Genomic DNA, 12,066 nt, shown 5'->3' on the forward strand with positions numbered 1-12,066 from the left:
ACATTACAAGCACATATGCCAAGTCGGCGGAATAGTATTCTATGGTCAGTTTTCTTTATCACATCATTCATGATTGCTTCAATTACAAGCTTAGAAGTGTTTGTCGCATTACGAAGGTTTACTGTGCCATTAGAATGTGCTGGATGGAGTCTACCATACCAATCTATAGCTAGTGGCCCATCGTAGTGAGGGCAGTATTCAAGACTTTTGTAGTCGTAGCTTACCCACCAGGTAAACTTTGACGATACTAGATTCTTCTTGTACATGTCACAACAGAGGATATCAATCATCTCTTTTAGAACAATACATGCTTCTTCGTACTTATATGGTCTAGGCAATACTTGTCCGTTGGAAAGAGAGTGGTTATCGGATTTATAGTTTTTAATATCATGCATTGTAACAGGCTCGATTCCCCAGGCATGATCTATTAGTATCTCTGCATCAATGCCAAAGGTTTTATAAAACCACTCCTCATCTAGTTGAGATCGTTCTGCAACATCGCCCATGGTGTACATCATATTTCGTTCCAAGCGACGGGCTTTACCATTACCTATTTGCCAGAAGTCTGTGAGGGGTTTATGTGGCCATAGTAAAGTCTTATATGAGTCTTCTGTTAGAGCAGCAATACGTACGCCGTCTTTATCGGCAGGAGCTTTTTTAGCTACGATATCCATTGCAACCTTTGCAAGATATAGATTAGTTCCAATGCCAACTGTGGCTGTAATGCCAGTCTGCTTGAGTACATCTCTAATCATTGTCATAGCCATGATGTGAGCGGGGCTTTGGCCAGATTTCATAGCTGCAGTTTCATAAAGATGTAAGTAGGGTGTGCAATCAATGAAACTCTCATCGATACTGTAAACATGGATGTCCTCAGGGGCTACATATTTTAGAAAAATACCGTAAATCTTGGCTGATACTTTCTCATATTCAAGCATACGAGGAACAGCAGTAATATAAAGTACCTTAGTATGGTGGATTCTTTCGTATTTCTCTATGGCTTGTTTTGCCTCAAATAGTCTAGGCCTACTTGGAACGCCTATAGCTTTAAGGGCGGGAGAGACTGCCAAGCAGATGGTTTGGTCGGTTCTACTACCATCAGCGACTAGAAGGTTAGCTTTAAGTGGATCAAGACCTCTGGCAACGCATTCTACAGATGCATAGAATGACTTCATATCTATAGCTATGTAGCATTTGGAGATTAGTAAATGCTTAGACATATCCAGTTGTCTTACCTCCTTGATAAATTACGAACATACTTTCCGAAAGTATGTTTGCTTTTTGTAAGTAGATAATACACCCGAACACGATTTTTTGTAAACCCGAACAAATTATAAAATTTAAATCAGCGATATAAACTTATTATTATTGGACTGTGAAGTATAAATGTCTGAGCATTCCAGAAGAATATAATTAATTTCAGAAAATAAACTTGACGAAGTGATAATTTGGATGTATTATAATTATCGAAATGTGATATCATTATTTCAAAATAGGAGGGAATGAAATGGCAAGAGGTATAACCGAAAGGCTTAGCGAGCTTTTAAGTAGTAGAGGAATGAGCCAAAAGGATTTATCAACTAAAACAGGCATAACAGAATCTGCGATATCTCATTATGTTAAAGGTGACCGAATTCCGAGGGGAGCTAATTTATCTAAAATTGCAGAAGCACTTGGAACGACAACTGATTATCTGTTAGATGGAAAGAGTGCAAATAAAGAAGACGATCTTGCAACGGCAAGGCTTCTTATAGCACGTAATGCAAATGATATGACGCAAGAGGAGCGTATGGAGTTAATGAAAATTTTGATACAGGGGGATAGTGATTGATGGCAACGAGATTATCGGACGAAGAATATGAGGAAATAAAAGAACAAATAGTTTCCCTGTTTTCTGAATATGACATTAAATGTGTGCCTATAAGCTCGTTCGAAATTGCTACAAAACTGGGGATAGCAATTTGGCCATACTCTGCACTTGGGAAAGAGCGACGTAGAGCTGCTAGACGAATTAGTGAAGATGGTTTTTCTGTAGAAACAGAAAAACATGAGTGGGTAATATTCTATAATGATTCTAAATGTTATGGAAGAATCAACAACACTATAATGCATGAAATAGCACATTTTTGGCTTGGGCATATTGAAGAGACTGTAAAGGAAGAGGCAGAAGCAAAATTTTTTGCAAAGTATGCGTTGGCTCCCCCACCATTGATTTATAATATGAGTGGAGAAATAAATGCAGAGACTATACATGATACATTTGATATCAGTTATGAGGCAGCATTAAATGCTTATAAATACTATCTTAAATGGAAGCGTAAAAAATGTAATGATAATGTCATAGATTATGCTATTTATGAGAAAAGAATGCTGAAGTGTTTTGATATTGAAGTGGGAGGTGGTCAAGTTGAATGTTCATAAATTGAAAAAACGCTTATATAATTGCTGGTAACAATTTAATAAGCGTTTCCTCATAAAGATGCGTTAAAAGCACCTTAAACTGTAAAAGCATTTTAACACATCTAAAACATGAGGACAATAGTAACTAATAATCATGTTTGACTGGTAAACCAGTAGAAAGGTAAGGTTAAAATGCATATAAGAATTGTATTAGTTTCTTGCCTGTCATTGACAGGAGGAAACGATTATGGGAACAACTAAGACAGGAAGAACATTAAATACTAAAGGAGCAGCAGGTGTAGCAAGTCAATATTCTGTAGTTCATTCTAATGAGGGTGGATATACGAAACCGCTTAAAGGCAATCAAATACGACTAAAAAGTGGCGGGCATGGTCAAGCAGGACTGAATGAACTGAATAGATATGGAATAAAGTACAATATTGTAAAGACATATTCTAATGGTGTTCGTGTGGGAAATATTCCAAGTCACAAGAATCCTAAAAAGCAAACCGGTACGGGACAAGCATGGTTTCCTAAAAATTGGACTAGTAAAGATATTAAGCATGCTGGTGAACATGTAGCAAATCTTAAATCGAATCGTCATAGTAAAGACGGAGTAGCTGTTTTCGGGATGTGGAAGGGTGTAAGAGTTGGTGTAATTCGAACTCATGGACAAATAGGAACTATCTTTCCAGATTCAAAGCAACCTACAAGTAGAGGGAGGAAAAGAAAATGAATATAGAGAAATTTAGAGAAGTAATTGCCCGTAGAATATATGTTGAAGAAATAAGTCAAGGTGAATGGGCTGATGGTATTGAAGAATGCCAGAAAAAAGAAATTGAACTTCTTACAGAAGATATTCCAACAACAATTGATTTTCTTAAAAATGAATGTACGGCAGATGAGTATTCATGGATAAGCGAAGTTATTGATGATGTCGTAAATATTGTTCCAAGCAAAGAATTTGTTCAGTGCTATAAGGATCTCATGATAAAGTTTCCAGAAGAATGCACTAAGTATAATATTGCTGGAAGTATTGAAAGTGCAGAGGCAATACTTAGATGGGAGGCTGAACATGGGGAAGAAAGTTGATAATTTAGTGGATGAAGGATTCAGAGTTGCACTTGTTGAAACAGCTTTTTTTGATGGTAAATTTGAAATCCCCCACATTGATGCTCCAAAGGAGATAATTATTCCTAATGGGCTAGTGCCATTTTCACTAAGAAATCGTAGCGAAAACAATATGGATTTTGTATGCTGCTATGAACATGACGTCAATTTCAGAGAATTGATTACGAACACTGAGTCTTTGGTAGATGATTTAAAAAGATTTCCAGGAATTATATCTCCAGATTGCTCTCTGTATTTGGATGCTCCTTTATGTGTACAAATTGCAGATATTTACTTGAATAGGGCAGTTGGACATTATTTACAAAAAATGGGATTATATGTTATCCCTAACATTCGTTGGGGTGACGAAAGAACATATACAGATGAATTTTTGGGAGAAAAAGTTGCTTTTCAAGGAGTAGATAAAAAAAGTATTGTTTCAATAGGTACTTATGGGCAGATTAAAAGTGCAGAGTCTAAAAGGTATTTTCGAGAAGGTTTGATAGCAATGCTTGAAGAGTTGGAACCTAACGTGGTACTTGTATATGGTGCTATGCCTGATAAAATATTTGGTGACTTAAAATCTAAGACTCAATTTATACAATACCCTGATTGGACAACAAGAATGAAAAGCAAATAATCTTTAGATAATATATATTCTAATTAAAATTTAAATAGTACATTAAATAATAGTTTTATTGGATAAATATCTACTCATTGGATAATTGCAATATCTATTAGCTAAAGAATGTACTAGCCGCCTCCGCTGCAGCGTCAATTCTAGCTTCCTTATCTGAAATATAATGCTTAGAAGTATCAATATTGCTATGATGAAGGGCATCTTTGATTGCATAGATGTCCTTTGTTTCTGCGTAGACTTTGGTAGCAAAAGTAGCTCTCATCTTGTGAGGAGAGTATTTATCAGAAAGGCCGGCAGCCTTACAGTATTTTTTAAGCATTTTTTGTACTGCATTTACGGACATTCTTTTTCCCTGGGTAGAGATAAAAAGAGCGTTTTTTTCAGTAGAAGAGAGTAGTAGTGGCCTAGAAAATTCTATGTAATCGGCCACAGCATTGTATACAGGCTCAATTACTCTAACCTTGTCATAATCCCCACCTTTTCTAATGATACTAAAATACACTTTGTTTTCTTCTGTAGTATCTATATCTGAAAGATTAAGGCCAACAAGCTCAGAAACACGCATGCCAGTGCCTAAAAGTAACATGATTATAGCGACATCACGGTCAACCATGCGCTTATTGTAGGCTTTGGCATGCTCTGAAATTCCATCTTGTTCTTGTATACAATCTAAAAGAGCTGAAACTTCAGCAGCACTTAACTTAATTACATTATGTTCGTGAAGCTTTGGCCCTTCTACAAGAAGAGTAGGGTTCTTTTGGATAGAACCAATATTTAGATAATACTTGTATAAGGTTTTAAGAGCAGAAAGCTTTCTACGTCGTGCACTTGCACTTAAACTGATTCCATCTTCAGAAATAGAAATGTATTTTTCAATCTGAGTCATTCTGATTCTATCAAGATCCTTAACAACAATATCTTTAATAGACTCTTTTTTTAGTGTTGTAGCCATGAACCTAAGGAATACGTTTATTTCATACATATAGCCAAGAATAGTGTTTGTAGAGCGTTTTCTAGACTCTAAATGGGTATGAAAGTCCTCTAAAAATTCTGGCATAGCATTTAAGAGTTCATTTATTTTTGCATTATTCTTGATGTCTTGTTCATTTCTATATTCGTTACTCATGACTTTATAACCTTATTTGTTAAAATATTATCAAACTATGCAAATTGATTTATATCAAGGATTTTTTGGTATGGTGTTCCAGGACAAACTACAATACCATCAAGATTATCTGATTTGGAGAATTTAAGGGCTGTATCAAAGCTTGTCATGCATAATCGAATGTTTTTGCCGAAAATTTTAGTTATAACTTCATATGAATCAAAAAGCGGAAAAAATCTTTTTCCATCAGGACTCTTAATAGTTTCATAATGCATTGTTTTAGTTGAGGCTGTAGGACTTGTATCAAAGCCTTCTGGTAGATCTTTCATAGCAAAATAATAGCCACCTGCATCGATAATATCAGCCTCAGTTTGACCACCATGTAAGAACATATCAGGTTCACTTAGTGGGCCTTCTTGATCATAGCCAAAAGGCGTAATAAAAATTGCTTTTCTAATGTCGATTTCCATAATTAATTATCCTCCCAATTTTGCCTTTAATGTAAGTTTAGCAAGTATAATCCGTATACTGTTAACGGAAAAACTTAACGGAAAAATGCCTCATGTATATTATATATTAAAACGCATCTTTACGCAAAACAATTATTTAACGGAAAGATAGATATATATGAATAACACCGCCCTAAGTCGCGTTCTAAGGCGGTGTATATCACAATTTGTGCATTTTATTCAGTTGATTATTTATCAAAATCGTTAGCAGGAACGTCGGGTACTAAATCAAGCATTGTTTTAAAGGCATTTGCATCGCCCTTTTGTGCGCGTTTAGATAAATAATCCTCTGTCTCTAAGGCGGTAATTTTTTCCATAATTGCAGAGGATATAAATTGATTAATTGAAATATTATCTTCTGCCGCAAGGCCTTTTACAGCTTCATGTACTGAATTTGGTATTCTAATACTCAATGTACTCATAGGCTATTCCTCCTTTAATATAATTTCTATAAATGCTCCTGGCGTGATAGCTTTGATTCCAAGCTCCTCAGCTCGCTTAAAGTCTTTTAGATTATAAGTGACAATATAATCGCACTCTGATGCAAGAGCAAGCTCTAGCACATGATCATCAAATGCATCTTTTAAATACGGTCTCCAAAGATAATATATTTTAATATGACGTCCTATTTTACACAGATAGTCTATGAATGCTTCAATATGAGAATCCGAAAAGATATTTCTATCAAGTTTTTTCTTTAACAACGCCTCATATTCAAGAATCAATGGAACTGAAATTGAAATTTCGAATCGCTTCTCATACAAAAGCTGTAGTAATCTATAAGATTGACCACGTTTACTTTGTAGGCCCGCAATTAATACATTCGTATCAATAATAATGTTCTTCATATTGGTATTATATATCATACCATTTTTCTTGTCAATTTATGCAAATAACTTAAATTATACGCATAGATATAGATGCAAAGATGATGGCGCCATCTTTGCATCTTGCGTAGAGAACGTGCGCCATCACTAAAAAGTTTTTAATTACCGTAAAATATAAAGCTTTCCATCTATACTTTTCTACTCCTCATATTTCCAGCAAAAACCACCTGCATGTTTCTGTGAACCTTTTGCACATAGCCTTATACTTTTAGCATTTACGCCAAGTGTTTGAGATGCTTCTGTAACAGAGTTATATTTCTTAATAATCACGCCATTATCATCCAATTGTATTACAGGCCTTTTTTCACCATTAGGTTTTTGTTGTGCTTCTACATTAATAACTTCTATTGGTGTTTTTGCGGTATTAAGTAATACTTTTCGCCAATAAAAACCAGCTGCCATTTTTTGTTGGCCATTAATTACTTTACCAACTCCTGTTGTATTTGTAGCTTTATTAGCATTAATAATGCTATCGTATTCATTTACGAAAATTCCATCGCTATCATACTGGTAAATAACATATTGAGGCTCAGACTTTTTTTCTCTATCTTTTATTATATTTTCTATATAAACTTCTTTCCTTTTCGGCAATTTTATGCCGTTATCCCCAAATAGTTTTTGTAAATTCATATCGGTTACATTAACATCATATTTCCATTCAATAAGATACACACCATTTTGTTTACATTTTTCTCGTTTGTCTGTATCTAATTTCTTTCGGTATTCAAAGTTTTCTTCCCCGCCAAAATAGTCAATAGCTTCATAATGTTGCATTCCTTGATATTCGACACCAACATGAATGCTAGGAACAAATATATCTAGTGATTGTGTACCCAGCCATTGTTCTCTATATTGATAAATTGCATCTTCATAATAGCTTTTAATAAGTAAATAAAGCGAAAACTCGCTTTTCCATCTTGGATTTATTGCACCATCTTCAGCTAGCTTTATTAAGGCATCTTGATATTTACGAGCATAATCTTTTTGATGATGGAACATATGAAAGAAATATCTTTTATCAAATTCTGGAGATAATCCTTCTGCATATGTGTGAATGGCCTCTTCATCTAATAAAACTTTACTTGGATAGTTTTGTTCTATCTTTTTATATACGCGATCAAAATCTCTAATATTTCTTATTTTCAAAGAGTCAATAGCATCTTTAAAGCGCATAGAGGTATCTGCAATATGTCCATTGAATGAATATCTGTAAATATCAACCACACGAATACCATTGATTTTAGGTAATTCAAGTTTTCGTATATACATCAAGTATAGGATGAAACATATTTCTTCTTTGTTTTCTTTTGGAACACTGAATCTGTAGTTACATGTAGAATCATTTTTATATGGATTATCAATTAATGTACAATCTTCATAATTAGTTTTTATAAATAATTCTGCAATTGGATCCTCGATTGAAGCATAAAAGAAAAATCTATTACCTTGAATAATTTTATCTTGCTCTTTTAAGCTGCAATTATATTTCTCGATTATTTTCCAATTTTCGTTTTTTTCAAGCTCTTCGGTTACACTTGATTTTACATTCTCATCAGAATAGTATTTGGCAAAACCATTATGAATCTTTATGTATTTGGAATCACTATCAACACATAGAAAACCTTTTGCTCCATGTTCAACTATGTAACTTGACGCTGGATATTTCTCTTTTATGACAATAGCACACTCATTGTTATAGTCAGTATATTTTTCAGTAGTTGCAATGCTATTCGAATATAAATACTTATACTCTCCTACAGGTAATTCAGCTACGCTTCTATATATATGATTTGGTTTTAATTCATCTTCTTCAGAAAATCTATACTCTATATTATCAATTCTTGTAAAGAAGCCATTTTCTACAGAGATTCGTTTGCCAGATTTTAGGTTTAAATAAAAATCTACTGAATCTTCCTCATCGTTGATTTGATCACCATTCTTATCTAGAGCGGCGATATTGTCTCCCCCAAAATAGTATTCACCTGGGTCTAAATTCTCCCCAATAATATATGACCCATCCTTATAAACCTTAGCTACATTAAGTATATTTATGAACTCGTTAACTTGTGTTCCTATATATGTCTTATTTTGATTACTGATCTTTTTAGGCAAATAATATTCCTTATACTTTTCAATAATATAATCCCACTCTTTTGGGCTCATATTATTGTAAGCGTCCTCAGATTCAGGAGAGTAAATTTTCCAAGGAAAAGAGGTATTAAGATTAATTTCGGGAAACTTTTTAATTATTTTTTTTGCATTTACTGTAGGAACATAAAATCTTATATTAGTAGATGAACGCAAATCATCTTCTGTCATCTGGTGGCGAATAGCTTTTCTTATTTCAAAAGAGTCCTGAGATGCTAACTCTAACTTATTCTTTTTAGCAATACTTCTTAGAGTATTATTATTTAACTTTTCTAAATCATCAAAAGATAAAGAATATTCAACTAGACCTCTACTCTGCAAAGACTTAATCCCGTTTTTTATATTTTTAATATCGGGGCTTATGGTAAGACGTGTATTTCCTATTTCTGATAAAGTAATTCTTGATAAGAAATACAATAGAGCAATTTCATGTGGAAACACTCCATCACTAGGTTCAAAATAGATACATCTTTCAAAAACCTCTTTATTATCGATATAAGTACCTAATTCATTTAATCTTAAAACTTTATTGTCTATGTCTTTATATCTCATATTAGCATTGGGATATTGCGTTGTAATATTCTTTTTTTCAGCATTCGTATCACTAATTGATTCCGATACACCAACGTTATCATTAGTGTAATCTGTATTAGCACTATCAACGTTTGACGCAACATTATTATTGGTTTCAGTAAATTTATTATTTCTATTTACGTGTTTAAAAAGACTATCAAATAGCATTTAATATTCCACCCCTTCAACATGAGTTATAGCTTAATTTACAATTAAATCAGCTGCATGTTCCCTAATAGTTTCTAGTCCCTTTTCTTCTATATAGTCTAAATCCTTTTGTTTTAAATGAAAACTTGTCCTAAATTTAGAATTGCCCAGCCGTGTAAACAGCTGAGCAAACCACTCTTCTCTTGTCATGTTCCTATTACTTAAATATTCCTCCAGCGATATCCTTGATTTCTTTCATATCAATCTTTCCATCTGCTAGAGCATCTTTTACTTTTTTTACGTCTGCTTCATCAACCTTTACACCAGCTTTGTCTAATAGCTCTTTTGCCTGATTAACATCTGCAGACTTAAGCTTGTCTAAAAGGTCCTCGTTACCTGCTACCTTAGTAATAATATCCTTAACATCCATTTCAAAAACCCCCTTTTTAAAATGATTTTATAGTTCATATTCCACATGAGTTGTTGTATCCACGAAAGGTACAATAGCATCCTTTGTGGCAGCGAGACGAAGCTCGTGCTTTTGATATTGTTTTAAAGCCTCTTCACTCTCAAAGATGGCTTCTGCTGTTACATCGCCATTTGATGAGCTAAGACATTCTGTGCACACTACAATGCTTTCAAGTCCTGGAATATTACCATTTAATTCTTCAAGCTTTGTCTTAATGTTTGCCTTAATAGCCCCTAAGTTTGGGCCAAAGCACTTGTCCTGTAACTTCCAGATTATAACTTGTTTTATCATTTAAATAACTCTCTCCAATTTCTATCTCTAATGGCTATTAGTTTATCACTTAAGTGACTTTTGTTCCACCTAGTACACCAGCCTATAAATATTTACTATAACAAATGGAATTATAAATTTTTTGGGTATGAGTATGCGATTATACAAAAAATTTTTACACAAAGCTGTGATACAATAGGTCTGTTAACTATAGAAATATGCGAGGTTAATATGGGATTATTTAATAAGGATGTTAAGAACGAAAATAAAGCATTAGATACAAGCACTACAGCTGTTGAATCAAGAGTCAATAAGAGATTATATCTTGTGGACTATGAGAATGTTTCAGATGCTGGACTAATTGGTGTTGACCAATTAGCAGGTAATGATTTTGTTGTAATCTTTTATGGTTCGAAGGTAAAATCTGTTGCCTATGAATCGCTTATAGCTATAACTAGCTCCACAGCAAATATAGAGCATGTAAAAGCCGAAAAGACTGCAAAGAATTATTTGGATTTCCAACTAACAACATATCTTGGATATAAGTTGGGCCAAAATTCATATGATGAAATATATGTTATTAGTAAAGATTCTGGATTTGATGCTGTGGTAGATTTTTGGACAGAAAAAGGATATTCAATCAAACGCCAGGAGGCTATTGTAATAAAAGAAAAAGTGGTTGAAGAGAAATCTGAAGAACAGCCAAAGTCTAGATCAAGAAGAACTTATACAAGAAGGACAGGCAGTTCAGGAAGGACAACTACAAGAACAGGTAGACCTAAGGTGGTAACAAAAACTCAGACAAAGAAACCTAGAACTACTACTCGACCTACTGTTACAGAAAAGCAAAAAGCTGAACTCAGAGCTGCACTTAAGGGTGCTGAGCTAAGTGCACCAGACTATAAGAAAGTGTACGATGCATTTGCATCTTGCGAGAATGCATCTGCTTACAATAATAAACTTCAAAAATCACTTGGTAATGATAAGACTAGTGTAGTTTATAAGGCTACATCAAAGATTTTTGAAAACGCTAAGAAGTAAAATGGGCTGCCTTATTGGCAGCCTTTTTGGGGAGAATGACGTATGAAAAAGTTTTTATTAACGCTCTTGCGATGATGTTATATTAATCTTCCAGTGCGTTAGTGCGGTGGAAACTCTGTGAAATGTAGATGAAATCTATTCTAAGTTTTTCTACGGTGTGTTTTTAAAACCTCATTCCACACTTAGGGCAAAAATCAAAGTCTTCTGATGTCTCATAGCCACAGTTATTGCAGTGTTTAAAGAAGCCTCTACCATTGCCTACTTTAGTGAGATCTCGAGGCTTGATTTGTAGGTCTTCTCCTGAAGCTATTCGCTTACCTATTTCAGGATTAAGTTCGTATATACTGCCACAGCAGCTCATCTGAACATAATATCTTTTATTCCATTTAAAAGTTGGGATAAAGAAAAGAGATAGAACTGTATAGAGCATGAAGACCTGATATCTTCCATATTTTCCGCAACTATCGCATATGATGGTCTGACTAAAGTCAAAGTCTTTGCGGCCATCAGTTATTCCCATAATAAAAAACATAATTATTCTTCCTCTAGTAAATCTTTTCTATTTCTTCTTTAATATCATACATTGCCTTAAATGCAGCCAAATCTTCTTGGCTTTTAATAAGCATTATTTCCTCAAAGGCGCCTGTGGCAATACCCCTAAATCCAGCTACCTGCTCACCTGTACATATGCTAGCTTTAATAATAGGTTTCTTTGTGGTTTTATCATATGCTTTCTTTTCAATCTTTTTCTTGAAAAACATAGTATA

General features: G+C 34.1%; 17 protein-coding genes. 6 read left to right on the forward strand and 11 right to left on the reverse strand.

Going from position 1 to position 12,066, the window contains the following annotated elements; genetic code table 11:
* On the reverse strand, positions 1-1,175 hold a 1,175-nt coding region (locus tag CRN97_RS13545; protein ID WP_179670766.1), incomplete at its 3' end, for a Y-family DNA polymerase.
* 332 nt (positions 1,176-1,507) lie between these two features.
* Here CRN97_RS13545 and CRN97_RS13550 point away from each other — a divergent pair.
* The 5 genes from CRN97_RS13550 (at position 1,508) to CRN97_RS13570 (ending at position 4,150) form a co-directional block, all read left to right on the forward strand.
* Entirely contained in the window at positions 1,508-1,831 is a 324-nt protein-coding gene (locus CRN97_RS13550) for a helix-turn-helix domain-containing protein (RefSeq protein WP_097077249.1), read from the forward strand.
* Entirely contained in the window at positions 1,831-2,421 is a 591-nt protein-coding gene (locus tag CRN97_RS13555; RefSeq protein WP_097077250.1) for an ImmA/IrrE family metallo-endopeptidase, read from the forward strand. The genes CRN97_RS13550 and CRN97_RS13555 overlap by 1 nt, the downstream gene beginning before the upstream one ends.
* 226 nt (positions 2,422-2,647) lie before the next feature.
* Positions 2,648-3,136 carry an EndoU domain-containing protein gene (locus CRN97_RS13560; RefSeq protein WP_097077251.1) on the forward strand — a complete coding sequence of 163 codons (489 nt, stop codon included), beginning with the start codon at positions 2,648-2,650 and terminating at the stop codon, positions 3,134-3,136.
* A complete protein-coding gene (locus CRN97_RS13565; protein WP_097077252.1) occupies positions 3,133-3,492 on the forward strand; it encodes a hypothetical protein in 360 nt (119 codons plus the stop codon). The genes CRN97_RS13560 and CRN97_RS13565 overlap by 4 nt, the downstream gene beginning before the upstream one ends.
* A complete protein-coding gene (locus CRN97_RS13570; RefSeq protein WP_097077253.1) occupies positions 3,476-4,150 on the forward strand; it encodes a DUF4417 domain-containing protein in 675 nt (224 codons plus the stop codon). The genes CRN97_RS13565 and CRN97_RS13570 overlap by 17 nt, the downstream gene beginning before the upstream one ends.
* Positions 4,151-4,247: 97 nt before the next feature.
* Here the strand turns inward: CRN97_RS13570 and CRN97_RS13575 are convergent, their stop codons facing one another.
* The 8 genes from CRN97_RS13575 to CRN97_RS13610 form a co-directional block, all read right to left on the reverse strand.
* Positions 4,248-5,276 (reverse strand): tyrosine-type recombinase/integrase, encoded by a 1,029-nt coding sequence (locus CRN97_RS13575; RefSeq protein ID WP_097077254.1) that lies wholly within the window; start codon positions 5,274-5,276, stop codon positions 4,248-4,250.
* Between the two features lie 35 nt (positions 5,277-5,311).
* Complete coding sequence (locus tag CRN97_RS13580) at positions 5,312-5,725, reverse strand: SseB family protein (RefSeq protein WP_097077255.1); 414 nt, start codon at positions 5,723-5,725, stop codon at positions 5,312-5,314.
* 227 nt (positions 5,726-5,952) lie between these two features.
* Entirely contained in the window at positions 5,953-6,186 is a 234-nt protein-coding gene (locus tag CRN97_RS13585; RefSeq protein WP_097077256.1) for a toxin-antitoxin system HicB family antitoxin, read from the reverse strand.
* A gap of 3 nt (positions 6,187-6,189) precedes the next feature.
* On the reverse strand, positions 6,190-6,612 hold the full coding sequence (locus tag CRN97_RS13590) for a putative toxin-antitoxin system toxin component, PIN family (protein WP_097077303.1): 423 nt from the start codon (positions 6,610-6,612) through the stop codon (positions 6,190-6,192).
* Between the two features lie 177 nt (positions 6,613-6,789).
* Complete coding sequence (locus tag CRN97_RS13595) at positions 6,790-9,540, reverse strand: NUMOD1 domain-containing DNA-binding protein (RefSeq protein WP_097077257.1); 2,751 nt, start codon at positions 9,538-9,540, stop codon at positions 6,790-6,792.
* 33 nt (positions 9,541-9,573) lie between these two features.
* On the reverse strand, positions 9,574-9,729 hold the full coding sequence (locus CRN97_RS13600) for a DUF4186 family protein (RefSeq protein WP_143483274.1): 156 nt from the start codon (positions 9,727-9,729) through the stop codon (positions 9,574-9,576).
* A gap of 7 nt (positions 9,730-9,736) precedes the next feature.
* A complete protein-coding gene (locus CRN97_RS13605; RefSeq protein ID WP_097077258.1) occupies positions 9,737-9,949 on the reverse strand; it encodes a hypothetical protein in 213 nt (70 codons plus the stop codon).
* Between the two features lie 27 nt (positions 9,950-9,976).
* Entirely contained in the window at positions 9,977-10,279 is a 303-nt protein-coding gene (locus tag CRN97_RS13610) for a Dabb family protein (protein WP_097077259.1), read from the reverse strand.
* Between the two features lie 210 nt (positions 10,280-10,489).
* On the opposite strand from CRN97_RS13610, the gene CRN97_RS13615 reads away from it, so the two are divergent.
* Positions 10,490-11,299, forward strand: coding sequence for a PIN domain-containing protein (locus CRN97_RS13615; protein ID WP_097077260.1), 810 nt, complete (start codon positions 10,490-10,492; stop codon positions 11,297-11,299).
* A gap of 163 nt (positions 11,300-11,462) precedes the next feature.
* Here CRN97_RS13615 and CRN97_RS13620 read toward each other — a convergent pair whose 3' ends face one another.
* Positions 11,463-11,831 (reverse strand): zinc ribbon domain-containing protein, encoded by a 369-nt coding sequence (locus CRN97_RS13620; protein WP_097077261.1) that lies wholly within the window; start codon positions 11,829-11,831, stop codon positions 11,463-11,465.
* A gap of 13 nt (positions 11,832-11,844) precedes the next feature.
* Complete coding sequence (locus CRN97_RS13625) at positions 11,845-12,060, reverse strand: aspartate dehydrogenase (RefSeq protein ID WP_097077262.1); 216 nt, start codon at positions 12,058-12,060, stop codon at positions 11,845-11,847.
* Positions 12,061-12,066 lie beyond the last annotated feature (6 nt).

Origin of the sequence: Pseudobutyrivibrio ruminis DSM 9787 (assembly GCF_900218035.1) — a bacterium.
GTDB lineage: Bacteria > Bacillota > Clostridia > Lachnospirales > Lachnospiraceae > Pseudobutyrivibrio > Pseudobutyrivibrio ruminis.

Bases quoted from the DNA above. Each gene is read 5' to 3' on its own strand.
- CRN97_RS13550 (WP_097077249.1), top strand. From the start codon at position 1,508: ATGGCAAGAGGTATAACCGAAAGGCTTAGCGAGCTTTTAAGTAGTAGA.
- CRN97_RS13555 (WP_097077250.1), top strand. From the start codon at position 1,831: ATGGCAACGAGATTATCGGACGAAGAATATGAGGAAATAAAAGAACAA.
- CRN97_RS13560 (WP_097077251.1), top strand. From the start codon at position 2,648: ATGGGAACAACTAAGACAGGAAGAACATTAAATACTAAAGGAGCAGCA.
- CRN97_RS13565 (WP_097077252.1), top strand. From the start codon at position 3,133: ATGAATATAGAGAAATTTAGAGAAGTAATTGCCCGTAGAATATATGTT.
- CRN97_RS13570 (WP_097077253.1), top strand. From the start codon at position 3,476: ATGGGGAAGAAAGTTGATAATTTAGTGGATGAAGGATTCAGAGTTGCA.
- CRN97_RS13575 (WP_097077254.1), bottom strand. From the start codon at position 5,276: ATGAGTAACGAATATAGAAATGAACAAGACATCAAGAATAATGCAAAA.
- CRN97_RS13580 (WP_097077255.1), bottom strand. From the start codon at position 5,725: ATGGAAATCGACATTAGAAAAGCAATTTTTATTACGCCTTTTGGCTAT.
- CRN97_RS13585 (WP_097077256.1), bottom strand. From the start codon at position 6,186: ATGAGTACATTGAGTATTAGAATACCAAATTCAGTACATGAAGCTGTA.
- CRN97_RS13590 (WP_097077303.1), bottom strand. From the start codon at position 6,612: ATGAAGAACATTATTATTGATACGAATGTATTAATTGCGGGCCTACAA.
- CRN97_RS13595 (WP_097077257.1), bottom strand. From the start codon at position 9,540: ATGCTATTTGATAGTCTTTTTAAACACGTAAATAGAAATAATAAATTT.
- CRN97_RS13600 (WP_143483274.1), bottom strand. From the start codon at position 9,729: ATGACAAGAGAAGAGTGGTTTGCTCAGCTGTTTACACGGCTGGGCAAT.
- CRN97_RS13605 (WP_097077258.1), bottom strand. From the start codon at position 9,949: ATGGATGTTAAGGATATTATTACTAAGGTAGCAGGTAACGAGGACCTT.
- CRN97_RS13610 (WP_097077259.1), bottom strand. From the start codon at position 10,279: ATGATAAAACAAGTTATAATCTGGAAGTTACAGGACAAGTGCTTTGGC.
- CRN97_RS13615 (WP_097077260.1), top strand. From the start codon at position 10,490: ATGGGATTATTTAATAAGGATGTTAAGAACGAAAATAAAGCATTAGAT.
- CRN97_RS13620 (WP_097077261.1), bottom strand. From the start codon at position 11,831: ATGTTTTTTATTATGGGAATAACTGATGGCCGCAAAGACTTTGACTTT.
- CRN97_RS13625 (WP_097077262.1), bottom strand. From the start codon at position 12,060: ATGTTTTTCAAGAAAAAGATTGAAAAGAAAGCATATGATAAAACCACA.